The organism is Methanomicrobiales archaeon HGW-Methanomicrobiales-1 (assembly GCA_002839675.1).
In the GTDB taxonomy this organism is placed as follows: Archaea; Halobacteriota; Methanomicrobia; order Methanomicrobiales; family Methanospirillaceae; genus Methanoregula.
The window spans coordinates 289,841-313,851 of record PGYM01000002.1 but is presented as its reverse complement, the minus strand read 5'-3'; the positions used below and the strand labels follow the sequence as shown (position 1 = coordinate 313,851).

Here is a 24,011-nt window from a genome sequence, read left to right as displayed (position 1 = left end):
GAAAAAATTATTTTACCGGGGTGGCAGTTGGTGCCACGTACGGCTTGCAGCCTTCTTCGCGGAAGAGCGCCCATTCTTCGCAGGCAGTCCCGTTGGGGAACTTGCACATGCCGTATTGGCTGCCGTCAGGATTATTCATAATCTCTGATGTGGCACCGACTTTGCCGCAGTTGACCGAGGCCGGGTTTGCCATACCAATCGCTGCTGCGGTTGTGGTCACGGGTGTGAACGGTTTGCAGCCTTCCTCTCGGAAGAGTGCCCATTCCTCACAGGTGGTGCCGTTGGCAAACGTGCACATGCCGTACTCGTTACCCTGTGCATCTTTCTTGATCTCGACATTTCCACCGACTTTGCCACAGTTGACTGAGGCCGGGTTTGCCATGCCAACACTGGCCGGTTCTGCGGTGGTGACAACGGTGGTGGCTGCTGGTGTCTGTGCGGGTGCCGCAGGTTGAGTGCAACCGGCGACAAGAAGGCCGGCAACAAGGCAGGCACACATGATGATAAGGAGAATGTTTTTCGACTTCATGATTTACCGGCATAGTTTTGTCCGGCGCTGGATAAAAAGATGATTTTTAGATTTTTTCACGGTTTGACTAGGACTTCCTGTTTCATCCTTGTTACGTAATCCTTCAACTCCCGTTCCATCACATCCGGTTTTTTCAGGTTGCACTCGACGATATCCACGATTGCGCTTCCGACAATCACCCCATCAGCTCCGGCCCGGGCACAGGTTTGTGCGTGTGCTGGGGTCGATATCCCGAAACCAAGTGCCAGTGGGAGAGATGTATGCCTGCGGACCCGGTGCAGGAGCTCAATTGCACCTTCTGACACCTGGTCACGCACCCCGGTGACGCCAAGAACAGCGACAAGGTACAGGTACCCGCGGGCCTTTGCTGCAATCTTTTTGATCCGTTCATCCGAAGTTGTCTGGGTGATGAGGAAGATCGGGTTGATGTCGTACTTCGCGGCAACAGCACAGACTTCCTCTGACTCCTCGACCGGCATATCGGCGATCAGGATGCCGTCGACACCGGCCTCATGCGCTTCACGATAGAATTTCTCAATCCCGCGGCGATGAACAATGTTGTAGTACGTGAGGAAGACGATCGGCACGTTGGATTCCTTGCGGATCTCCCTGACGATGTCGAACACGGTGTCCGGGGTTGTTCCGGCTGCCAGCGCCCGCTCGTCGGCTTTCTGGATGGTCGGACCATCCGCTACCGGATCCGAAAATGGCACTCCCAGTTCGAGGATATCGGTTCCCCCGGCAATCAGTGCCTTGGCTATCCGGATGCAGGGGGCCTTGTCCGGGTCTCCTGCAACGATAAACCCGATGAAGGCCGGCTTTTTCAAAAAGGAAGCCGCGAATGCAGTTTCAATCCGTCCCATCACAATCCCCCCTGCATCTTTGCCACTTCTGCGACATCCTTGTCGCCCCGCCCGGAGAGATTGATGATCACGATGTCATCCTTATCGAACCGGTCCGCATTCTGTTTGACATATGCCACCGCATGGGCGGACTCCAGGGCCGGAATGATACCCTCGGTTTTTGAAAGGAACCTGAATGCATCCATCACTTCGGGGTCGTTGACCGCCGCATACGTCACGCGGTGGTTGTCCCTGAGCATTGCATGTTCCGGGCCTACCCCCGGGTAATCGAGACCTGCCGAGATGCTGTGCGTAGGCATCACTTGTCCGTGTTCGTCCTGTAAGAGGTATGAGAGTGTTCCGTGCAATACGCCGGTATCTCCGGCGCAGAGCGTAGCGGAATGTTTTCCGGTCTCAATCCCCTCGCCTCCTGCTTCTACGCCGATGAGTTCCACATCATCGGCAAGGAACGGGTGGAAGATGCCGATCGCATTCGACCCGCCGCCGACACAGGCAACAATCGCATCGGGCAGTCGCCCCTCTTTTCTCATCACCTGCTCCTTTGCCTCCCTGCCGATCACCGACTGGAAGTCCCTGACCATGAGCGGGTACGGATGCGGCCCGACGACCGAACCGATGAGGTAGTAGGTGTCCCGCACGTTTGCCACCCAGTCGCGAAGCGCTTCGTTGATTGCGTCCTTGAGCGTCCGGGTCCCCGATTTGACCGGGATAACTTTTGCCCCCATCAGCTCCATGCGGAAGACATTGAGTGCCTGCCGCTGGGTGTCCACCTCGCCCATGTAGACTTCGACAGGCATGCCGAGCGCTGCACCGACAATCGCGGTCGCAACCCCATGTTGCCCGGCGCCGGTCTCGGCGATCAGCCGTTTCTTACCCATTTTTTTGGCAAGCAACGCCTGGCCGAGGGTGTTGTTTAACTTATGGGAACCACCGTGCACAAGATCCTCGCGCTTGAGATAGATCTTACACCCGAGTTCCTTCGAGGCATTCGGGCAGAAGGTAAGCGGTGTTTCGCGCCCGGCGTATTCCGTCTGCAATGCGGTGAGATCGCGGGCGAACTGCTGGTCCCTGCTGATCTGTGCATAGGCCTCCTCCAGTTCGATGAGTGCGCTCATCAGTGTCTCGGAGACGTACTGCCCGCCGTATTGTCCGTATCTTCCCTTTGATGTCATGGTTACGTCCTCCGTGCTGCCGCAATGAATGCGGCAATTTTTGTATGATCTTTGATCCCCGGTGCTGTCTCGATGCCGCTTGCAACATCAACGGCATACGGATGCACCTGCCGGATGGCATCCCCCACATTTTCCGGGGTAAGTCCCCCGGCAAGGATGACCGGTAATCCGGATCGCTGCACTGCATCACGGGCATGCGAGAGATCGAATGGTTTCCCGCTGCCGTGGCTCTCATCGACAATGATGGCATCGCAATCGATCGGCAGCGGATCGTCTCTCCCGATAACCCGGATCACTTTCGTATCCGGTTTTTCCTGGAACACAAACGGGTGCGAGATCTGGATCGCATCCGGGTGCAGGGCAAGGATATGCCCGATATCTTCAAGTGATGTAGTGTGGCTGACAGCGACGGTGGTAGTAAAGAGGCCGACCGCATCAAAAATTTCGCGGGCCCGTTCCGGAGTCACCGATCGTTTTGACGTTGGTGAAAATACCACAACGCCAATCGCATCTGTGCCGCATGCTTCCGCGTACCGGGCATCCTCCGGCCGGGTGATCCCGCAGCACTTTATGCGCATACGAACTCCTCGAGTTTCTTTTCCGGGCGATCGTGCATCATGATCGATGAACCGATCAGGAACGCATCGCAGTAATGTTTCATCTCCCGGATATCGTCGGCTGAGCGCATACCACTTTCTGATACGATCGTTCTGCCTGCGGACCGGATACTCTGCGAGAGAAGCCGGGTGGTGGAACGGTCGATCGTGAGGGTTGCAAGATTGCGGTTGTTTATGCCGATCATTGCTGCACGGGTGGCAAGTGCGGTTTCTGCCTCTTCTGCATTGTGGACCTCGACAAGCGGTTCAAGCCCGTACTCCTGTGCGAGATCGACAAAGACCGGCAGGCGCTCCTTGAGCACTGCGGCGATCAGGAGCACCGCGTCAGCCCCGAGTGCCCGTGTCTCTGCGATCTGTTGTTCGTCGATGATGAAGTCCTTCCTGAGCACCGGGATGCTCACTGCGGATTTCACCCGGGCGATATCCTGCCCCGTACCCCCGAAGAAATACGGTTCGGTCAGTACCGAGAGCGCCACGCACCCGCTCCCCGCAAGTGCGCCTGCCATCATCGCCATGTCCACGTTGCGGCGGATGGTTCCCCGGCTGGGTGATGCGCATTTGATCTCGGCGATCACCGCATTCCTGCCGTTCCTGTTTCGTATCGCATCGATAAGGCTAACCTGAGTTTTTGTACCATTCTCTGGAAATGTTGCTGGTAATAGGGCAACCCGTTTCTCGGTACGCTTGATGATCTCATCGAGGATCATGCGGCACCCCGTGTCGCATCTACCAGTGCATCGAGCCGGGCAGCGGCGTTTCCTGAATCTATGGAAACAGCAGCGAGTCGTATCCCTTCGTGAAGATCCTGTGCCATCCCGCCGACATATATCGCAGCTCCTGCGTTCATGAGCACGATGTCCCGTGCTGCCCCTCGCTCCCCGTGGAGGAGATCGCAGATGATGCGGGCGTTCTGCTCTGCGTCCCCCCCTGCCAGATCGGCCGGTCGTGCGGGGGCAATACCGAATGTGTCGCACCGGAGGGTGTACGTCCGGATCGCTCCGTTACCGAGCTCTGCAATTACCGTGTCCCCTGTTGTGGTGATCTCGTCAAGCCCGGATCCATGGACTACCATTGCCCGCGAGAGCCCGAGAATCCTGAGCACCTCTGCTAAGGTACCGGTAAGGTCCGGCCGGTAGACCCCGAGCACCTGTGCCTGCGCACCGGCCGGGTTTGCCAGCGGACCGAGAATGTTGAACACAGTCCTGCACCCGATCTCCTGCCGGGCGATCATGGCATGTTTCATGGCAGGATGATAGTTTGGGGCAAAGAAGAAGGCAATCCCGACATCTTCCACTATACGCGCCTGCACTTCCGGGGCAGGTGCGAGACCGACTCCCAGTGCTGCGAGGACATCTGCCGAACCGCATTTGCTGCTCACGCCCCGGTTGCCGTGCTTGACAACCGGGCATCCTGCTCCCGCAGCGACAAAGGCAGAGGCTGTGCTGATATTGAATGTATGAGCCCCGTCACCCCCGGTGCCGCAGGTATCTACCAGTGTTCTCTGGGTCACCGGTTTTACCGTGATAGCATGATCCCGCATCACCCGTGCAAACGCAGCGATCTCTTCGGCGTTTTCGCCTTTCATATGCAGAGCAAGGAGCAGGGCGCCGATTTGTGCCTGAGAGGCTCTCCCCTCCATGATCGTTCTCATCACCTCTGCAGCTTCGGGTGCAGCAAGGTCCTGCCGTTCAGCAAGTTTCATGAGGGTCTCTTTGATCATCATGATGCCCTTCCTTTGCCGTCAAGGAAATTCTGGATTATCCGGTCGCCTTCCCGCGACAGGATACTCTCCGGGTGGAACTGGACCCCTTCGATCGGGTACCGCGTATGCCGGACCCCCATCACGTACTGGTCGTCGAGGCTGGTTGCAGAGACCTGCAAATCTGAAGGTAGGGAGTCTTTTCTGGCAACCAGCGAGTGGTACCGCGTTGCGGTAAATGGTGCCGGTATTCCGGTAAACACTCCCCGTCCGTCATGCTGGATTGCTGAAGTCTTGCCATGCATCAGGTGTCCTGCCCTTATAACCTCCCCGCCAAAAGCGGTGCAGATTGCCTGGTGCCCGAGACAGACCCCCAGCGTGGGAATTGTTCTGCTCATTGTCTCTAACACGTCCATACAGACACCGGATTCTTCTGGTGTCCCCGGCCCGGGTGAAAGGATGATCCGGTCGCACCCGCTCTTTTCGAGTTGCTCCAGCGGGGTGTCGCAGGTCATGACTACCGGGTTTCCCCCGAGTTTACCCACCTGCTGGTACAGGTTGAAGGTGAAGCTATCATAACAGTCCACGATAAGGACTTTCATGACGACACCCCGGCCCTCTCGATGGCCCGCAACATCGCAGATGCCTTGCTCTCGGTCTCCTTCCATTCATTGGAAGGGACGGAATCAGCAACAATTCCTGCACCGACCTGCACCGATGCCATGCCGTTTTTGACAATCACCGTACGGATTGCAATTGCAAACTCGAGATTACGGTCAAACCCGATGTAGCCGACCGCCCCGGCGTAGAGCCCGCGATTCTGCGTCTCCTCCTCGCCGATGATCTGCATTGCCCGGATTTTCGGTGCACCGGATACTGTTCCGGCAGGGAAACAGGATCTGAAGGCATCATAACAATCCAGGTTATCCCTAAGAGTGCCATTGACCGTGGACACGATATGCTGGACATGGGAGAACTTCTCAATACCCATGAACTCCCCGACTTCGACAGAACCAAACCGGCAGACCCGTCCGATATCATTTCTCGCGAGATCAACGAGCATTGTATGCTCTGCCCGTTCCTTGGGATCTTCGAGAAGATCCCGGGTGAGCTGTGCATCCTCACGGGCATCGCGTCCCCTCGGGCGGGTGCCGGCGATAGGCACGGTTGTTACCCGCCGTTTCTCCACCCGCACGAGCATCTCGGGACTTGCGCCAATAACCTGCTCGTCCCCGAAATCGAGATAATACATGTACGGGCTCGGGTTGATCTCCCGAAGTGCCGCATAGATCGCGAAGGGATCGTTTTTGACTGCACACACCATCCGGCGCGAGATCACTGCCTGGAAGATGTCCCCTGCGACAATGTGCTCTTTTACCCGTTCTACAGATCGCTCAAAGGCTTCCTGTGATACTGACGGGATATACTCCGGTGTTTTACCGCTCGCCTTCTTCGGTGTTTCACTCGCGTTCTTTCCTGATGCAAGGTGTGCAATACGGTCGCTTAATGCACGTATCTTCGCAATGCTCTGTTCATACTCTTCTGTCAGGTTGGAATCGTATGTCAGAAACGGGCTGGAGAAGATGAAGAGTTTCTTTTCAGCGTGATCGAAAACAATGCAGTCCTTGGTGAGCATGAAACTGGCGTCATGATCTTCGCTGGCACGGTTCCCGGCAGTTTGCTGGATGCCGTTGTGCCCCTCGCGTACTTTCTCAAAGAGCGAGTACACGCAGTCGTACGCGAAGTAACCCACCATCCCCCCGAAGAACCGGGGCGCCTTAACGTTCACGTAGCAGAACCGGGAGAGTATCGACTTGATCTTATCAACCGGTGTCTCGCCCTCGGGCTCTTTTGCAATTGCTGTAAAGCGCTCATTACCCCGGACATCCACAGTCTTTCCTATCGTGACCACGAATTCGGGATCGATCCCGATATAGGAGTAGCGGGCAATCTTCTCGCTCCCCTCCATTGATTCAAGCAGGAACCCGCAACCGTTCCGGGTCCCGGTGTAAATATCCAGCGGCGAGATATCCGGCAAAGGCAGCTCAGCGCAGAGCGGGATAATCAGCGGTTTTGGCTGATCTTTTACTGCGGTCAGGTATTCATTCAGTTTAAGATTTACGTTCATTTCATCCGTTTTAATAGCCTTTTCCAGTCCACCGGCATCACCATTCTATCAGCTGCCCGATTCCGGGCAGATGTGTGAATAACGGTGTACTTTGTACATATTTATACATTATTGTAAATTTTTGGTTATTGGTGTATTTTATTTAACACTGGGTGCGGGAAAGCAGAGAGTGCCTGATCACGGGGCAATACCCTTTTTAAAAGTGCATTATGGACAAAAATTTCTTCCAGGGACGTCGTGATTCCGCCGGGAAACGTGAAACGTGCACATGGATTGATGGACGAACCGAGATCCTGTACAGGACCGTTAAAACAGACCCGGGAAAAATTCAGGAATAAAAAAGATCAAAAAGAATATCAAAAATTTCCCACAATCAATGAACCTTTACCCCCCGCCCTTTGAGTTCCTCAGACTTTTTCTGTGAGCATTCCTCACACCGGAACTGCGGTTCATGATCATGCGTCCTGTCGTAATCACCCGATCGCACCAGCCGGTACCCGCGGGTGATTTTGCCACAGTCCACGCAGGTGATATTCTCCTTAACTTCCCATTGCGCAGCAAGACTCTGGGATGTGAAGATGAACTGGTCTACCCAGAAAAAGATCAGCCCGCCTATCAGGTTTGCGACAATGGCGGCAATCCACTGCCCCATGGACGCGAGAAGAATACCGACCCCGGCAAGAATCGGGGTACTCGCCTGCCACCGGAGCAGGTAGAGCCCGTACCGCTTGTAATTGACCTGCATACCGATGAATTGTATGCCCGGGTGATAGGTGTTGCGATGGTGCCAGCACCAAGGGGGGAATCTTATTAGCGTCTTTGACCAATCCTACTTAACATTACAGAGGCCGGAAAATGAAGTTCCACCGGAATGAATCCTTAAGCTCAGTGTTTGTCTCACGGATGATCGGGATCATATGTTTCCTGATTTTCGTAGTGCTGGCAAACATCCTTACCTATTACATATCAAACCCGATCTACCGTTCCGGAGTCGTGTTTATCGACGAAAACTTCTGGTTTCTGCTGATCATCTCATTCATCATGCTGGCCGCTGATCTCTTCTTTGCCTTTACGTTCCCGCTCAATCTGCCCGCACCCATCATCAGGGCGACCGGCAGCGTTTTTATCATCGCGTTCCTGCTCCTTGTTTTCAAGTGGATTGACACGGTTGTGGCAACCAGTCTCTACCCGTTGGTCTGGCTGATGTCGTTTGTGATCGTCCCGATTGTTTTCATTGTCGTGCTTGTCAGCGGTTATTTCGAGATTATGCGCACACTCTGCTATGGAAAACAGACAGAAAAGGAAGGGGAGTGCCAGGTTGTGCACGAGGTAAAAAGTACTCTAGAAGAACCGGTTTCCGATGTAAAATCATGGGAAGATATCGGCTCTGAGTTCCGGCTGATGATGTACGATATCATGCACCGGTTCCGTCATGAAGTCCGGAAAAAATAATCGTGTTACCAGTCCGGATTTTCCCGGAGGAATTTCTTCTCTTTTTCTTCGAGTTCTTCGGCGCTCAGGTTAGCTGGCATACACAGGCAGCGATGTTCGGTAAACACGCCCCCTTTAAATGACCCCTGACGCTCCCAGTCATTGCATGCCCCGTAGGTATTTGCATCGCAGTCATGATAGACGTGCAGGAGTGCCTCTTTGTGGGCACACTCTTTTGCCTCCTTCCACGATTCAGCCATGATTTTTAGTATTAGTCCAACCCAGAGATGAGTTTTGCCCTGATGCCTGATCCAAAAATGTGCTGTTGAGGTACTCTGTGGTATTACAGATCATAAGAAAAAATGTTCAGGGTACGGTAATATTCCGCTGGTAACCCTTACGGGATGATCTCGCACCCGTTGAACTTTTCATGGGCAAAAGCGTCGGGAGCAATCGTACCATTCTTAATTAAACGCTGGACGCGGGGAAATTCACTCTTAAGTGCCGTGTAGAGGTTCTCCACGGTCCCGCAGACGATCTTTCTCTCTGCATTGTTCCAAGGCTTGGTAATATTGGAGTACAGGCACCGTCCTCCGCAGAAATCATAAATCCCGCACCCGGTGCATTCCCCCGCGATTAAGATCCTGTCAAGATGTTGCGGGTCGGCAGTCCGGATATGTCCCACGTAATAATCCGTCATCCCGACCATTGCCGGGCAGGGCGCGATATGCCCGTCGGTCATGATGCTGTAGTTCGCGTGCCCCGACCCACACCGGAGATGACTTTTTCTGCCCAGCAATAAATCTTCCATCGGGTCAAGGAACGGGTACCATTTGGCTACTTTCCCGGTCAATTCCATACGATCCACCCAGTCTGCAACCAAAGACCGGATCCCCGGATTATAGCTTGTATTCACCCATTCAGCAAAGTGACGCCGTGAAAAATCCCCGGCAAAATTCGCGTCCAGCTGCCAGTGGATAGAATTGAATGAATAGTCCGGGTTCTGGAAAAGCCAGTGGACCGCTTCTGCGATATCGGTCCTTTCGGTCACGGTCATCCGTGCGATGAGTTCTCCCGAGTAGCCGCCTTCCCGTATTTTCCTGACATTTTCTATCACCTTCCGGTACACTCCCATTCCCCGGTTGCCGTCGGTCAGGTCTTCCCCGCCGTCCAGTGAGACGAGGATGGTGGATAAACGGTTCACGATTTCCGGAGCAAGCTGGTCCAGCAGCAGCCCATTGGTCTGGATCATGAACTGCTGTACCGGTGCCTCGCGCACAATCCTGTCAACCAGATCCGCACGCATGAGGGGCTCTCCTCCATAAAATGTGAGCGTGGGTGCGGGATCTTTTTGCAGGAATGTATAGAGCAGGTTGAGATCGAAATCCAGATCCCGGGGAAGATTGGGATCGATATCAATTTCGGGTGCGGTTTCATCATCGCTCTCTTCCATTACCTCAAATTCCTTTGCGCGGCAGTACCTGCAGCAGAGGTTACATTCGTCGGTGAGGATGAGGTGGAAATACATGGAATGCTCATCATCATGGGTGTTTGCAGACGATAAATATAGGGAAGCATGCAGTCCCTTCCGACTCTAACATTTAATCTGTACAGCCCCCACTATTTCTGAGGCTGCATATATGGTACCCCCGGATCCATTACCGTCATTTACCTGGAACGCCGCAGACTACCACAAGAGTTCACCCGCCCAGCAGCTCTGGGCGCAGGAACTGATTGCCAAACTCAGGCTCTCCGGGCATGAACGGGTCCTTGATATCGGTTGCGGGGACGGGAAGGTGACCGCTGCGATCGCAGCGTGTGTGCCGGAAGGGTCGGTGACAGGTATTGACAATTCACCGGAGATGTGCCGTTTTGCCCGGGAACATTTCCTTCCCTCCACTCACCAAAACCTCACCTTTGTCCGGATGGATGCCAGTCATCTGGAGTTTTCCGGGAAGTTCGATGTTGTTTTCTCGAATGCCGCACTCCACTGGATTTTCGATCATAAACCCCTGCTTGCAGGAATTGCCCGCTGTCTCTGTCCGGGGGGAAGGCTGCTTGTCCAGATGGGCGGGAAAGGGAACGCAGCACAGACATTCGAAGCACTTGAAGTCCTGCTCGAAAATCCCCGCTGGTGCCAGTACTTTGATGGTTTCTCCTTCACTTTCGGTTTTTTTGGTCCGGAAGAATACCGGCAGTGGCTGGCAGGTGCAGGACTTGAGCCGGTCCGGGTGGAGCTGATCCCAAAGGATATGGTGTATCCCGACCGGGAGGCATTTGCCGGTTGGATCCGCACCACCTGGCTCCCGTGGATGGCGCGTTTGCCGGAGGATGAGCAACCGGCATTTATCAGGGCACTTATCGATGAATATCTCGCACTGTATCCGGCTGGCGCTGACGGAGTGATCCATGTCGGGATGGTGCGGCTGGAAGCCGAAGCGATAAAACGTGTCTGATTCGGCCAGAACCCTTCGCAATCTATAAACCATCCCTCTCATAATTCTCTCTCATGCCCGGGGGATCGTACTTTGATAAGCAGGTCGAGACCATGGAACGCAGTGATCTCGATGCTCTTATTGATGAACGCGTGCGGTATACTGTGCAGTATGCCGCTGAACACTCCCCCTTCTACCGGCACTGGTTCCGTGAGAACCGCATCAATCCTGCAGAAATCCGGGTTCACGAGGATCTGCTCAACCTGCCGGTAGTTTCCGGAAAAACTATACGGGAGCACCAGCCCCCCGCCACACCGGAATTTGAATTCCTGTCCACTGGCTGGAATGATGTGTTTTCCATCCAGGAGACGAGCGGAACAAGCGGTACCCCCAAAGGTTTCTTCCTGACCTGGGATGACTGGAAACGGTACGCAGAGAAGTATGCCCGGAGTTTTGTCTCGCAGGGCTTTTCGGAAAAGGACCGGATCGTGGTCTGCGCCTCGTACGGTATGAACGTGGGTGCAAACACCATGACAATTGCAGCCCAGCGTATCGGTATGGGGATCATACCCATAGGTAAATGTACCTTTGAATCCCGAATCCTGAAAAGTTACAAACCCACCGCTATTGTGGGAAGTATTTTCAAATTGCTCAGGCTCGCACGACGCCTGGCAGCTGAAGGAATGAAGACCTCTGATACGTCAATTGATAAGCTTGTTGCAGGCGGTGAGAGTTTTGCCGACGAGTCCCGCGCCTACCTTTCTGAATTGTGGGGCGTGCCGGTGTACAATACCTATGGCAGTACAGAAGGGACCATGTGTGGTGAATGCACGCAGCTTGCAGGGCTTCACGTTCCCGAAGATCTTGTTCACCTGGATGTATACGATCCCCGGATGCAGTCATTTGTTCACGATGGCGAGTGCGGGAGGGGCGTACTCACTACGCTGCTGCCGGTTGGCGGGAAGAGCGGGATGATGCTGATCAATTATGATACGGAGGATACAACGGTAGTCCTTTCAAAAGAGCGGTGCGGATGCGGGAGGACCCATATGCGGCTGGTCAATCCCCAGCGGGAGGCAGAAACCGTCTGGGCATTCGGCAATCCCTTCAACCGGACTGACATAGAAGCGGCAGTCTTCCAGCCCGGGAACATGGCATATATTACCGGGGAATATGAAGCATCTGTATCCAATGGAGAGAAACCCGATCAGGTGGTTTTGCGGGTGAACATTGAGTGCTTTGATCCGGAACGCTGTGATCACCGGCTGATAGAAGAGCAGTTCGTTTCCCGGTTCCTTAAGTACAAATCACTGATTGCAGAGCATTACCACGATGGTTCGTTCCAGATAACATTCAATTTCACCGGGCTCCGCGGGCTCGATCTTTACACAAAGAAGGGTCGCCCGAAACGGCTGGTAGACCAAAGAGTGCACTGATGGGGAGAGAGGAATTATGAAAAGATATACAAGACAATTGCACGGCAATGAACATGCATTGACGGGACTCGAGATCGTCATACTGCTGGTTGTCGCAGCACTGGTCATAGGGTATCTCGGGTACGGGGAGTTATCCCACGGGAAAACACCCCCTGTGGGTGCACAACAAAAGCCGAAACAGGGAATGATCGCAAATGACGTAGTGGCAACGACCGATCTTCTCACGGATCCCGGTGGCATATTCGGGTATCCTGCGGTTGACGGAACAATCGATGGTGTTCAGGTCCATTTTAAAACCCAGAACCCGGCATTGCTGGGAGCGTTTGAACTGACGATCCAACCGTTCATGATGAATTCGGGAGATATCGATATGGGCCACGCATCGATCCATTGGGTGAGTGGAACCGACCAGGAAAAGCTCTCCCTGGTACAGACTCCTGTTTTGATCTGCCCGAACTGGACGATAACTAAGAAGGCAAATTCAGTCCCCCTGAAAGGTGCGGATCAGGATATCTTCCTTGAAACCGATGAACAGTTCACGCTCCTTGTCTGTCCGGCGGGGAATGCGGCTCCCTACCAGCAGTTCACGCTGACGATCATGCCGCAGAACGGGCAGATCCTCCCCCTGACCCGGACCGTCCCTCCTGAGATTACTGCAGTGACGAACCTTGGGTAGCGGCACAAACGCTAAGATCTGATGTGTGCACAAAGAGGAGTAATTACACTTGGCTGAAATGTCTGGCAGGCATACTAAGAGTAAACGGGAAACAGGGTGAGGGGATTTGGGTATTTACAACAAGCGTACACCATACCGTGACGATGCATTTACCGGCATTGAAGTGGTTGTAGTCTTGGCGATACTCATCGGAGCACTAATAATCCTGATCGTATTCATGAGCGGGGGGCAGTCCGGGGGGACCAGAACGTTTCCCGAAGGTGCAGTGGCGGAGAGTGCATACATATCAGGCGACCATGTCCAGCCCGTCGGATCAGTCTTTGGTCTTCCCGCAGTGAACGGGATCCATGATAACAAATATATTATGTACAAGTCCCCGAATCCCGATGAACTTGGAGCGATCCAGATAACGATATCGCTCTTTATGGGGGATACCGGGGCTATCGATATGGATCATATGGACGTGAACTGGATTTCTTCGGGGGCGTCCGAACCAATACGGCAGACATTCGCCCCTTCCCTTGTCTGCCCGAACTGGACAATAACCCGGAAATATAATATCCTCCCCGGGCGGACCGCGGATTCTGACAACTGGTTGGAGCCGGGCGAACAGTTTGAGATCCTGGCATGCCCATCGATCGGCGTCCCGCCATACAGGACCTTCACACTCATCCTTCATCCGGATGGCAGTGCCATGCCGCTCACGGTCGCCCGAAAGGTTCCTTCCGTAATTCACCCGGTTATGAATCTCGGGTAATCTGCCGCACCTTGCCGCACCCTGCCGTCAGGCACCCCCGGTTTACCCCTCCGACTGCGCTACGGGGTCCGGTTTCTGTCACCCCGAAGAGCGGAAATCTGCCCGTTATTGCCGTCAATTGGCTAAAATAACCGTTATTCGGGGGTTATTTAAACGGAATGAATAGTGCGCCTCAATGCCAAAAATAAGCGCAAATATATCCCAAAAATCCAGACTTCGACGGGCTTCGACGGAAACCTTTTATATTATCAGGCGTCACCTTTCATTATCAAAACCCAATTGTGGTTTTGAGGTGTTTAAATGGGAACCAAAATTGGAAAAGAAAAAATCGTGCGCGAAAAGGGCTTCCTGTACTTCATCGGCAAGGATGGGTACGTATGGGCAGCACCTATGAAGCACAACAAGACCGGCAAGAAGAAGAAAGTCGGCACTGAAAAGATCGCAAAAGAGAAAGGCCACATGTATTACATTGGCAAAGACGGCTTTGTAGCAAAAGCCAAGATGAAGAACGCATAACTTCATCCATATTTTTTGCACGCGGTCACCCGCAGTCCGGAGCAATCCGGATTGCGGAACTGCATACTTTTTTTTAAGTCGTGGCAGTTACTCGCGATCGGTTTTTTCCTGCAGTGATGTTTTTGCGGTATGATCAAAAGCCAGTACGGCTGGTTTTGTACCGTGTTCCGGGATTTATTTGTAAAGTTTGATGTGCCGGGCCGTGGAGTGGATAGTATTGTGCAAGGCAACCAACCGCTCTCCCCGGTGATCATGTCGGCATTTCATGCATGGACAGATGGTCTTGATACCCGGGAGAGTATATGCTCGATCTTCTCGCATATCCGCGATATCCCGTACTCGCTGGTCGTTCCGGCAACCATTGCAAAATCCCCACAGGAAGAGATTCTTTTAGCAGGGACTGGATCCTGTGCTGCCAAGCACTACCTGCTCGCAGATATGTTCCGGCACCTGGACCTCAATGTTGTATATGCTACGTTTCCTTTCCTCTGGAACGATCCAGACATTCTTTATCCGCCGGAACTCCGGAAACTTGCTGCACCGCTCCCGGTTGCACACCATCTTGCCTGCCGCGTGCAGATCGGATCCAGCTGGGTGCTGGTTGACGCAACATGGGATCTCCCGCTTGCAAAGGCCGGGTTCCCGGTCAACGAGCACTGGGATGGGCATTCGGAAACGAAATGCGCCGTGAAACCGCTGAAGTCCCCGGTGCGGACGGCTTTCTGCCGCACGGTCACCAACGAGCCGTGCCGCGGCAAGGATGAGGCAGCACTTGGCCCGGTCGATGGAGAGAAGAATCACCGGGATGAAGCAGACCGGGCCCGGTATTATAACCGGAAGATATCCCTGCGTTCCCCGGATGAGGTTGAGCATACACGGCGGTTCAGCAGGGAATTCAGCAGCTGGTTAGAAACCCTGCGGGAATCCCCGGCCCCCGGATAATCAGAATTTCCCTCTTTTCTCAGTGATTCCCAAACATTAACTGATCACATTCCAAAATCCATTATAATGGTATCCGATTCCCGGAAGCACAGGATCCCGGTCGAGTTGCAGATCTTTTTTGGATTCTGCATTCTTGCAATTCTCATACTGGCACCGATTTTGCTTTCATGGTATTTTCCCGGGACGGTCCCGGCAATGCACACGAATGCAACTATTCATGTGAAAATTCTCGCGGTAAACGATTTCCACGGGCAGCTGCCCCCGGGACAGTCTATGAACAAGCGCCCGGTGGGGAGTGCGCCGGTACTGGCATCCTACCTGAAATCGGCAATGGCATCCGGGAATGCAGATGGCATAATCATCGCCCTGCCCGGGGACGTTGTCGGGGCCTCTCCACCGCCGTCGGGGCTCCTTGCCGATGAACCGAGCCTGCTCTTCTTCAACGAATTTGCCAATCCATCCTGTACGGGAACGATCGGAACAGACCCCCTGTGCAATATGGTTGCAACCCCGGGGAACCATGAGTTCGACCGGGGCACCGGTGAGCTCTTGCGACAGGTGTACGGCGGCAACGGCACCTCACCGATTACCCATATTATCGATCCCTATCCCGGTTCCCGGTCATCCTATATCTGCGCCAATGTGGTATGGAATGGGAACGGCACTACGATCTTTCCCCCCTATGTGATACGGAACATCAGTGGGGTGCCCATCGCATTCATCGGGGCCGATACAGTGACAACCCCGGAGCGGCTGGCGCCTCACCGGGCGGATGATGTCCGTTTCCTCAACGAAACGGAGTCGATCAACCGGTACGTTGCCGAAGTCCGGAAGGACGGGATACATGCGATCGTTGTCTTGCTTCACGAAGGCGGGGTGCAGCAGGCCTACGAGGGTTCGACCATGGATGGGACCAATGTGACTGGCCGGGTCACGGGCATCGTCGCTGGTCTTGATGGGGATGTGGATGTGGTCCTCTCGGGCCATACCCACGAATTTACGAACGCCTGGCTCCCCAATGCTGCCGGAAAACCGGTGCTGGTCACGCAGGCATGGAGTTACAGCAAGGGGTACGCGGATGTGGACCTGGTCCTCGATCCCGCCAGCCTGGATATCGTGAATAAATCCGCCCGGATCGTGGTTGCCTATGCTGACAGTCCGCCTGGCACTGCCCCGGACCCGGAAGTGGCTGCACTCTTGGCAAAAGGCGGGCAGGCTGTTGCGCCTGTGGTCGGGCGGCAGATAGCAGTGATCGCACAGGACATCACCCGGGATATGAATGATTCCGGGGAATCCGCACTCGGGGATCTCCTTGCCGATGCACAGCGGTCGGTGATGGAGACGGATGTTGCATTCATCACGACCGGAAGCATTCGGTCTGATCTCAAACAGGGGAATGTGACGTGGGGCGACCTGTTTACTATCCAGCCATTTTCCGGAACAGTCGTGTCGGTGAAACTGACCGGGCAGCAGATCCGGGATGCGCTCGAGCGGCAGTGGCAGGAACCGCTGCCCCCGCACCCCCTCGGCGTGTCGGGGCTGACCTATACGTATGATGCGACACGGCCAGCCGGCAGCCGGGTGCAGGACGTCCGCATCGGAGGCGTCCCACTCGATACGGCAGCGAGTTACTCTGCGGCCTTGATGGATTACCTCTCCATAGGGGGTGACGGGTATACGGTATTTACGAAGGGAACCCTGATTGCGAGTGGGCCATCTGATGTCGATACGCTTGCGTCATATCTCGGATCCTTTCCCCGGCCGATGAACGCGACGACCGACGGGAGGATCCGGCGGATTGCCTGATGCGAGGGTTTGCTCTCCCGCTCCAACCGCCCCGCGTCGTTATTGGCGGGAACCGCGCGTAAGGTCTTCGTCCCGCGCCCGGATGTTTGCCGCAAAGGTGCGGGCAAGCAGCGGGTTGACCGCCTGCGGAGGAAGCCCGAGCAGTGCAACGGTCTTCCTTGTGAGTTCCATAGGATCGGGATTACTATCGCCCGCAGCCGCGATCACGGCAGTATGAATCTTCCGGAGATACTCAAGCGCAAGGTCCATCTGCCCGTACGCGTCGTTGCCGTACCGGGGTTCGTCCCATGCTGAAAGGAGGACGCGGATGCCCCGCAGTGACCGGAGGAGCCGTATTGATTCTTCGGACTCTGTCACATCGTCATAGACCGGGAGGTCACTAGTCACCGGGATCACGTCCCCGGAGAAGAGCGCCACCTCGTTCTCCAGGTAAAGGGAGATCGAACCGGCTGAATGGCCGGGCGTGTGCAGCACCTGGAGTTCGTACTCTCCTGACCCGTCGATGTCGATCGTATCACCCCGGTCGAGCTCGTAATCGATCGGCACCGGCCCGCCAACCAGCGTGGTAAAGCCCGGCACCGGGCGCTCCTGGTTCTGGAGTTCTACATCCTCGATCCACGCCCGTTCATCCGGATGTGCTGCCACATTGCATCCCGTCTCCCCCCGTATTGCCCGGGCTGCCCCGATATGATCGGGGTGGGAGTGGGTCAGGATGACGAGTGAGATCTCCGCGGGGTCGCGGCCGATAGACCGGATATAATCAAAGATTCGCGTTTCACAACCCGCTACACCAGTGTCGATGAGGGTGATAGTCTCGCCTGCAATGAGGTACGAGTACACGAAACGGTCAAGGGCGATGCCGGGCGCAACCGGGACCTGGAACGGGTGCCGGAGTGCATGGATAGCGGAGGTGATCTGCATACGTACTCCTGTGTGCCGGAATATGGGACGGGGTATCGTATATTGATCGCGGAGTAATCCGCCGGGTTTTTCGCAGGTGTCTTTCGAACCGCTTTAATATTTACACGCCCTCGTTTCGTAGTATATGCGTCCACCGGATCTCGAGTTTGGAGCCGATGATAAGCCCCCGCTTACCACGATGTTCCTGCTCGGCCTCCAGCACACGGGGATTGTTGCGACGGCGTTTGTCTTCCCGATCCTGGTCGCCCGGGCTGCGGGCCTCGAGGCCGGGGCTGCTGCCTTCTTTGTCTCGATGTCGATGCTCGCCAACGGCATCTCAACGATATTCCAGGCAATAAAACACCCGGAGTTTGGTTCAGGGTATCTCATTCCAAGGGTGGCCGGTCCCAATTATGTCTCGGCCTCGATCCTCGCCCTCCAGTCCGGGGGCCTCTCGCTGCTCTGCGGTATGACCGCCTGTTCCGGCGTATTGCAGGTTGTACTCTCCCGGGTGGTGCAGCGGCTCCGCGTCCTCTTCCCGGTCGAAGTGACGGGCCTTGTTATCATGATGCTCGGGGTAACTGTCGTGCCCTTTGCCCTCCCGCAGTTCTTCGGCATGACCGGGGGGGCCACGTCCCCTGATCCGACCGTCATGGCGATCTCGATCATCACCCTTGCAGTCACGGTCGGGATTACGGTCTGGGGCCGGGGGCAGATCCGGCTCTTTCCGCTCATTGTCGGCATGGTTGTCGGGTACGCGCTCTGCATCGCGACCGGGCTTGCAGGAGCCGACCCGCTGGGGCAGATCGCCGCCTCGCCGCTGGTTGCCCTCCCCGACCCCCGCTACTTCGGGCTCTCCTTCCAGCCGGTGCTCCTGATCCCGTTCGGGATTGCAGCGATTGTCACGTTTGTGAAAAGTGTTGGCGAGTTCTCGATCTGTCAGCGGATCAATAACACGGAATGGAAACGGCCGGATATGAAAAACATCCAATCTGGGCTTTTTGCCGACGGGATTGCGTCGGGCATCGGCGGCCTGTTCGGGGGGATGGGCCAGACCGGGTCATCGTCGAATATCGGCCTCTCGATTGCCACCCGCTCGACCAGCCGGTACATCGGGTTCATGACCGGCGGGATCTTGATCGTGCTCGCCTTCCTCCCGTTCCTTGCCACGGTCTTTCTCATCATGCCGGGCCCGGTCATTGGCGGGACGCTCATCTACGTTGCCGGGTTCATCATCGTGGGCGGGTTCCAGACCATCACGACCCGGATGCTGGATTCCCGGAAGATCTTCGTGATCGGGATCTCGTTCATTTTCGGGATCAGCGTGTACCTCATTCCCGGGGCATACGCCGGCGTCCCGTTACTGATCCGCCCGCTCTTTGATTCGGCCCTCTCCTTGACAACGGTCATTGCCATCATCCTGAACCTGGTGATGCGGATCGGCGTGAAGCAGCGCATCACCGCGACCATCGATCCATCAGGCAGTATCTCGGACCAGATATTTACCCTGATGGAACGGCAGGGCGAGGCCTGGGCTGCAAGGGGAGAGGTTATCCACCGGATGGCAATGGCCCTGACGCAGGCCTGCGAACTTGTCACGGACGAGGCGCGAACCTCCGGTCCGGTGACGGTTGCGGTCTCGTTCGATGAGTACAACCTTGATGCGGAAGTCTCGTACACCGGCACCCCTCTCCCGTTACCCGAGAAGCGCCCGAGTGAAGAGGATATCCTCAACGATCCCTCCGCGATGCTCCTGCTCGGGGGCTATCTTATCCGTTCCCAGGCAGACCAGGCGAGTTCTTCAACATCGGGCGGGCTCGCGGTGCTCAGGATCCATATGGAGCACTGAGGAAAGACTCAATCTAAATGGGGGGTACCCCCCACTCAAAACAAAGAGGGGGCCCCCCTCCCTCCCTATCGTACGAAAGACAGGCCCCCACCCCCCTCCGGTTGCATGCACCCGGGCGTCGTTTCGTGTGGACCTTCGACGAAGAGCAAGTATCATTGCTCAAAATTAATGGGGGGGTGGGTACCCCTCCCTCAGCATGACAGGGGGGTACCCCACCCCCACTCAAAACAAAGAGGAGGGGGCCCCCTCCCCCCACTCTTTTAAAAGACAGGCTCCCCCCCTCCGGCCGCAAGTACGCGGGTGGGGCTTCTCGTGGAGTCACGACGGAGTGATGGTTTCCCGGTCGGGTACCTCGCAGGGGGGTGGGAGCCCCTCATGTGCCCGGAGGGGTACCCACCCCACCCTCACTCTTGGGCAAGACAGGGACCCACCCCCCTTGCCCTGAGGGAGACCACACTCCCTTAGCATTCATTGCAGGGCAGTCCACCCAGGCAGGTGCACAAATCATAAAAAAAATGTGCAATGGCCGGGCAATCTATTGAGAAAATATATCTCACTATATTGACCCCTTCATTTCCAGTGGAAAAACGTCGGCAAAAAGAGTGAATTTGTCTTTGGGCCCCGTCCCTTTATTCAAGACATTTTCCCAGTTTTTTCTGCACGGAATCCGGGACATCCTTGTGGATGATCTCGCCCGGCAGTTCGCCCAGCCCGATCTTCATCGCATGCCGGATGTAAGGATGGTCTCGGACAGGGGTCGCCACAAAGTCCTGCACGTTCCGGTTCTGGAACAGGACCATCCGTTCGGCCAAGCGCGGGAAAAAAGGAACTGATCGTTTGAGATCCCTGAGCAGGGCAAGTGCAAAGGCCTCGGCCGCCACCTGGTCCGCACTCGCAAATACCAGTCCGGGTTGGGGACTTATGATGTGTGCCCCGCCCAGACCTACCGGTCCCAGGTGCACCCCGTACCGGTCGGGACCGAAGGTGGCCTGTGCCTGCGTTGCGACAAACAGGGTGAGGCGCAGCTTGTCCCGCAGGGCATCGCTGATCTCCACAATCTTCTCAAAAAAAGTTCCCGTCCCGTCATCGCGGGAAGCGAGCGTGCTTCCCTTTGCCGCAGCCGTGATGAAGTTGTTATACGGCCCGTTTGCATGGAACTCCATCCGGCTGTCCTCCCGCAGCATCCCGACCATGATCTTGAAGCCCAGCGTTGCTCCTGCCTGAGTGTGGGCGCTGACCCGGGGCAGGCTGATGATATGATCGGCCTTTTTCGCCCAATTGGTGATGAAAAAACCGTCCGGCCATGAGGAGGTGTGAGGCGACTGGTGACGATAGAATCCTTCGTCCCATCCCCCGTCTTCAAAGCTCACGAACCGGGCATCGTCCTTCCGGCCCATGCCCGACTGTGCGTAGTTCTCTTTCGAGCTCCCGTGGATTATGCCCCCGGGATGATGGAGCACATGCCCAATTCCCGACTGGTCCCCGATCACGACTTTTGCGCCGCGTTCCTCCAGCAGGTCTGCCACCACCCGGATCGCGAGCGGGTGCGTGGTCGACGGATAGGGATCGGGCGAGTTCAGCGCAGGTTTCAGCAGGACGATATCCCCGTCACGCAGCCATGCGAGATTATCGGCAGCCTTCAAAAAGACATCCCGGATGCAGGCCGCGAGAGCCTCAGCCTGCGGTCCGGGACCAACACCGTTCACCAAGAGCGGCTTCATACAAGGACTATCAGGGTCTTACGCGATAAAGACATCCGTAGCCGGAAAAAATGCGCAAAATTCATGGGCCCGCTGAGATTCGAACTCAGGACCTCCGCCGTGTGAAGGCGACGTCATAGCCAACTAGACCACGAGCCCGATGCATCGACCGGGAATTGAACCCGGGCTATAAGCTTGGAAGGCTTAAGTCATACCACTAGACCATCGATGCACTGTGCTCTACAATTTTGGCGGGGAGCTGTATTAATAATTGTCACCGGGTTTTCTGCTTGTGGAGTGTCTTGATCTCAATTTCTTCTGCCATTTAGTACCTGCACAGTGACATTTTTCACCGGTAATATGTCCGCATACAATTTGTGCGATAAATGACTGAAAAATGGGGATTATTTCCTGGCAGGCTGGATGTATGGCAAGTGTTCGGGCAGTACCGCCGCGCCAATAGCGAGCACCGGTCCAACAATCAGGCCCGCCCAGAAGACCAGTCCCAACAGGCCAATCAGTAGCAGCGTAGCCCGCACCTGCATTGCCCATGGAGATGACAGTCGCCCAATACGGAGCGCCCAGACACCCAGTAACAGGGGAATTATCGCAAAGACCAATGTCAGAGCAAGCGAAGAGGAAGGCCCGGTCACCGCCAGCGCCCGCACCATCTGGACCAGTGTGATCGCGGCACCTCCGAGATAACATAAGCCGGCGATCGTTGCCATCCAGGAAGGGTACGTGAGGAGCAACCCCTTCCGCTTCCCGCGCCGGGCGATCATGATGAACCCGAGAACCACGACCGCAAGAAACGGGGTCAGAATCGCGAGGATCGATTGCCCCTCCCAGAGATGGGTGGAGATCACACCGGACGGGACAAACACCCATTCCAGCGGCGTGAACTCTTCAACATAGCCTACGCCAAGGCTGTACCGGGTTTCGACCGACGGGCTGACAACGGCAACGTAATAGATGCCCGGGGTTGTGATCTCTTGTGTGTAGGATGCAACCTCAAAAACCGCTGACGGGCTGAATGGCTCGTACGCTGCATTCCGTGGCGTTATTCCGCGTATGATCGTTGCATCATACCCTTGGGGGACGCTGAATGTTTTGGGGAGTTCCCGGAGCCCTTCAGATGATGGGTCTGTGCCCGGGCTCATGACGATCAGATCCGGAACGGATGCATTGTATCCCGGGGTCATCAGCGAAAGGACGAGGCGGTCGCCCGGGTTCATCCGGAGCTGGTACCAGGCCACGTCCCCTGTTTCGTGCAGGTGGCCGTAGAGCACGTACGACTTGGTGGGATTTTCTACGGGAAGCGCAGTGTTGAGCTCGTAATTTCCCTCAGCACTGACCGGCACATGAGCAAGTACCGGGTGTGCAAAGCACAGGACCAGCACGAGCACAACGGCCAGCCGCCATTGCAGGTTCATTGCATCAGCATCGTCTGTGACATTATATCAGTTTTCGCAAAAATGTGCGGGGTGATCCGTGGGAACCGATAAAGGCAGGATACCATTCCCTGCGATATGGTTTCGAGTGCCGGAGGATCGATTCAATCCTCGGTTTCAGGATGGTGAAATGATAGTTCCGGATGCTCGCAATAGCAGAAAAAAAGAGGGGTTAATAGCCCCGCATCTCGGTTTCGACTTTCTCGAGATTGGCGATCCGCTTCTCAAGTGGCGGGTGCGTGGATAAGAGTTCCATGAAGGATTTGCCTGAAAGGGCAGGGATGATAAAGAATGCATTTGCCGCCTCGACTTTTGCCTTGTATTCCGGCGGTACCGCATCCATCCTGCCACTGATCTTGTTGAGCGCTGAGATTAATGCCCGTGGATTTTTCGTGATGAGCGCGCTGCCGCGATCTGCTGCGAACTCGCGGTATCTTGAAAGAGCGAGAATGAGCAGCGTACTGATCGCATACACAACAACTGAAACGATCATGACGATGATCCAACTGCCCCCTTCGCGATCACGCCCGCCGAACAATGCGGAAAAGAAGAAGCTCTGCATGATCATCGAAGCGATCATCGCAATAAAACTGGCTAAGGTCATGGTCAGGATATCGCGGTTCTTTACATGCGCAAGTTCGTGGGCAAGTACTGCTTCCAATTCATCCTTGTTGAGCAGGCGCATGATCGAATCTGTGCAGGCAACGACTGCATGCTTCGGGCTCCTGCCGGTGGCAAAGGCGTTTGGCACCGGGCTCTGCATGATGGCAATCCTTGGCTTGGGGAGATCTGCTTCTTTGCAGAGTTTTTCCACGGTCCGGTGGAGTTCAGGATATTCATCCTCTTCAATGATGCGTGCCCCGGTTGACCAAAGCACCAGCTTATCAGAGAAGAAGTATTGGACTGATCCCATACCCACTGCCAGTATGACAAATAACCAGATGCTGGCACTTGGGAATACGAACATGAGAATTCCCATGAACACAATATAGAGCAATAATAATAGCAGGCCTGTCAGCCAGACCCGTGAGGTAAGACCCCAGTCACGTTTCCATTCCATAATTAGTACATTTTCGATGAGGGCGCTCTTAAAGTATTCGAATG

24 protein-coding genes and 2 tRNA genes are annotated in these 24,011 nt (G+C 55.4%); 9 read left to right on the top strand and 17 right to left on the bottom strand.

Annotated elements, in window-relative coordinates; all coding sequences use genetic code 11:
• Positions 1–7: 7 nt before the first annotated feature.
• The 9 genes from CVV30_07910 to CVV30_07870 form a co-directional block, all read right to left on the bottom strand.
• The gene (locus tag CVV30_07910; GenBank protein ID PKL69778.1) at positions 8–298 is read right to left on the bottom strand and encodes a DUF333 domain-containing protein; all 291 of its coding nucleotides are present in this window, start codon (positions 296–298) and stop codon (positions 8–10) included.
• A gap of 287 nt (positions 299–585) precedes the next feature.
• On the bottom strand, positions 586–1,395 hold the full coding sequence (locus CVV30_07905) for a tryptophan synthase subunit alpha (GenBank protein PKL69470.1): 810 nt from the start codon (positions 1,393–1,395) through the stop codon (positions 586–588).
• Positions 1,392–2,564 carry a tryptophan synthase subunit beta gene (gene trpB / locus CVV30_07900; protein PKL69469.1) on the bottom strand — a complete coding sequence of 391 codons (1,173 nt, stop codon included), beginning with the start codon at positions 2,562–2,564 and terminating at the stop codon, positions 1,392–1,394. Before trpB ends, CVV30_07905 begins: the two co-directional genes overlap by 4 nt.
• A 2-nt stretch (positions 2,565–2,566) precedes the next feature.
• Positions 2,567–3,142: an N-(5'-phosphoribosyl)anthranilate isomerase gene (locus CVV30_07895; protein PKL69468.1), complete on the bottom strand. Its 576-nt coding sequence runs from the start codon at positions 3,140–3,142 to the stop codon at positions 2,567–2,569.
• Positions 3,133–3,888: an indole-3-glycerol phosphate synthase gene (locus CVV30_07890; protein PKL69467.1), complete on the bottom strand. Its 756-nt coding sequence runs from the start codon at positions 3,886–3,888 to the stop codon at positions 3,133–3,135. The genes CVV30_07895 and CVV30_07890 overlap by 10 nt, the downstream gene beginning before the upstream one ends.
• Positions 3,885–4,904: an anthranilate phosphoribosyltransferase gene (gene trpD, locus CVV30_07885; protein PKL69466.1), complete on the bottom strand. Its 1,020-nt coding sequence runs from the start codon at positions 4,902–4,904 to the stop codon at positions 3,885–3,887. The genes CVV30_07890 and trpD overlap by 4 nt, the downstream gene beginning before the upstream one ends.
• A complete protein-coding gene (locus CVV30_07880) occupies positions 4,901–5,482 on the bottom strand; it encodes an aminodeoxychorismate/anthranilate synthase component II (GenBank protein ID PKL69465.1) in 582 nt (193 codons plus the stop codon). Before CVV30_07880 ends, trpD begins: the two co-directional genes overlap by 4 nt.
• Positions 5,479–7,008: an anthranilate synthase component I gene (trpE, locus tag CVV30_07875; GenBank protein PKL69464.1), complete on the bottom strand. Its 1,530-nt coding sequence runs from the start codon at positions 7,006–7,008 to the stop codon at positions 5,479–5,481. The genes CVV30_07880 and trpE overlap by 4 nt, the downstream gene beginning before the upstream one ends.
• Positions 7,009–7,381: 373 nt before the next feature.
• Positions 7,382–7,753: a hypothetical protein gene (locus CVV30_07870; protein PKL69463.1), complete on the bottom strand. Its 372-nt coding sequence runs from the start codon at positions 7,751–7,753 to the stop codon at positions 7,382–7,384.
• Positions 7,754–7,863: 110 nt separating this feature from the next.
• On the opposite strand from CVV30_07870, the gene CVV30_07865 reads away from it, so the two are divergent.
• The gene (locus tag CVV30_07865; GenBank protein PKL69462.1) at positions 7,864–8,460 is read left to right on the top strand and encodes a hypothetical protein; all 597 of its coding nucleotides are present in this window, start codon (positions 7,864–7,866) and stop codon (positions 8,458–8,460) included.
• A gap of 5 nt (positions 8,461–8,465) precedes the next feature.
• On the opposite strand, the gene CVV30_07860 is transcribed toward CVV30_07865, so the two are convergent.
• Complete coding sequence (locus CVV30_07860) at positions 8,466–8,699, bottom strand: hypothetical protein (GenBank protein ID PKL69461.1); 234 nt, start codon at positions 8,697–8,699, stop codon at positions 8,466–8,468.
• Between the two features lie 137 nt (positions 8,700–8,836).
• Positions 8,837–9,967: a putative peptide-modifying radical SAM/SPASM domain-containing protein gene (locus CVV30_07855; GenBank protein PKL69460.1), complete on the bottom strand. Its 1,131-nt coding sequence runs from the start codon at positions 9,965–9,967 to the stop codon at positions 8,837–8,839.
• A gap of 112 nt (positions 9,968–10,079) precedes the next feature.
• Between CVV30_07855 and CVV30_07850 the strand changes: the two genes are divergently transcribed.
• From CVV30_07850 to CVV30_07820, 7 genes are all read left to right on the top strand, one after another.
• Positions 10,080–10,895 carry an SAM-dependent methyltransferase gene (locus CVV30_07850; protein PKL69459.1) on the top strand — a complete coding sequence of 272 codons (816 nt, stop codon included), beginning with the start codon at positions 10,080–10,082 and terminating at the stop codon, positions 10,893–10,895.
• A 53-nt stretch (positions 10,896–10,948) separates the two neighbouring features.
• Positions 10,949–12,310: a coenzyme F390 synthetase gene (gene ftsA / locus CVV30_07845; protein ID PKL69458.1), complete on the top strand. Its 1,362-nt coding sequence runs from the start codon at positions 10,949–10,951 to the stop codon at positions 12,308–12,310.
• A gap of 37 nt (positions 12,311–12,347) precedes the next feature.
• Positions 12,348–12,986, top strand: a complete 639-nt coding sequence (locus CVV30_07840; GenBank protein ID PKL69457.1) for a hypothetical protein — start codon at positions 12,348–12,350, stop codon at positions 12,984–12,986.
• A 106-nt stretch (positions 12,987–13,092) separates the two neighbouring features.
• Positions 13,093–13,743: a hypothetical protein gene (locus tag CVV30_07835; protein PKL69456.1), complete on the top strand. Its 651-nt coding sequence runs from the start codon at positions 13,093–13,095 to the stop codon at positions 13,741–13,743.
• 300 nt (positions 13,744–14,043) lie between these two features.
• Positions 14,044–14,259 (top strand): hypothetical protein, encoded by a 216-nt coding sequence (locus tag CVV30_07830; protein PKL69455.1) that lies wholly within the window; start codon positions 14,044–14,046, stop codon positions 14,257–14,259.
• A gap of 129 nt (positions 14,260–14,388) precedes the next feature.
• A complete protein-coding gene (locus CVV30_07825; protein ID PKL69454.1) occupies positions 14,389–15,201 on the top strand; it encodes a hypothetical protein in 813 nt (270 codons plus the stop codon).
• Positions 15,202–15,267: 66 nt separating this feature from the next.
• Positions 15,268–17,007 (top strand): bifunctional metallophosphatase/5'-nucleotidase, encoded by a 1,740-nt coding sequence (locus CVV30_07820; GenBank protein ID PKL69453.1) that lies wholly within the window; start codon positions 15,268–15,270, stop codon positions 17,005–17,007.
• A gap of 39 nt (positions 17,008–17,046) precedes the next feature.
• Here CVV30_07820 and CVV30_07815 read toward each other — a convergent pair whose 3' ends face one another.
• Positions 17,047–17,928: an MBL fold metallo-hydrolase gene (locus CVV30_07815; GenBank protein PKL69452.1), complete on the bottom strand. Its 882-nt coding sequence runs from the start codon at positions 17,926–17,928 to the stop codon at positions 17,047–17,049.
• A gap of 124 nt (positions 17,929–18,052) precedes the next feature.
• Here CVV30_07815 and CVV30_07810 point away from each other — a divergent pair, with 124 nt between their 5' ends.
• The gene (locus CVV30_07810) at positions 18,053–19,756 is read left to right on the top strand and encodes a xanthine permease (GenBank protein ID PKL69451.1); all 1,704 of its coding nucleotides are present in this window, start codon (positions 18,053–18,055) and stop codon (positions 19,754–19,756) included.
• A 629-nt stretch (positions 19,757–20,385) separates the two neighbouring features.
• Here CVV30_07810 and CVV30_07805 read toward each other — a convergent pair.
• The 5 genes from CVV30_07805 to CVV30_07785 form a co-directional block, all read right to left on the bottom strand.
• On the bottom strand, positions 20,386–21,477 hold the full coding sequence (locus tag CVV30_07805; protein PKL69450.1) for a hypothetical protein: 1,092 nt from the start codon (positions 21,475–21,477) through the stop codon (positions 20,386–20,388).
• 64 nt (positions 21,478–21,541) lie between these two features.
• Positions 21,542–21,615 (bottom strand) — tRNA-Val (locus CVV30_07800).
• 2 nt (positions 21,616–21,617) lie between these two features.
• Positions 21,618–21,688 (bottom strand) — tRNA-Gly (locus tag CVV30_07795).
• Between the two features lie 172 nt (positions 21,689–21,860).
• Positions 21,861–22,889 (bottom strand): hypothetical protein, encoded by a 1,029-nt coding sequence (locus CVV30_07790; GenBank protein ID PKL69449.1) that lies wholly within the window; start codon positions 22,887–22,889, stop codon positions 21,861–21,863.
• Between the two features lie 190 nt (positions 22,890–23,079).
• Positions 23,080–23,967: a zinc metalloprotease HtpX gene (locus CVV30_07785; GenBank protein ID PKL69448.1), complete on the bottom strand. Its 888-nt coding sequence runs from the start codon at positions 23,965–23,967 to the stop codon at positions 23,080–23,082.
• Positions 23,968–24,011 lie beyond the last annotated feature (44 nt).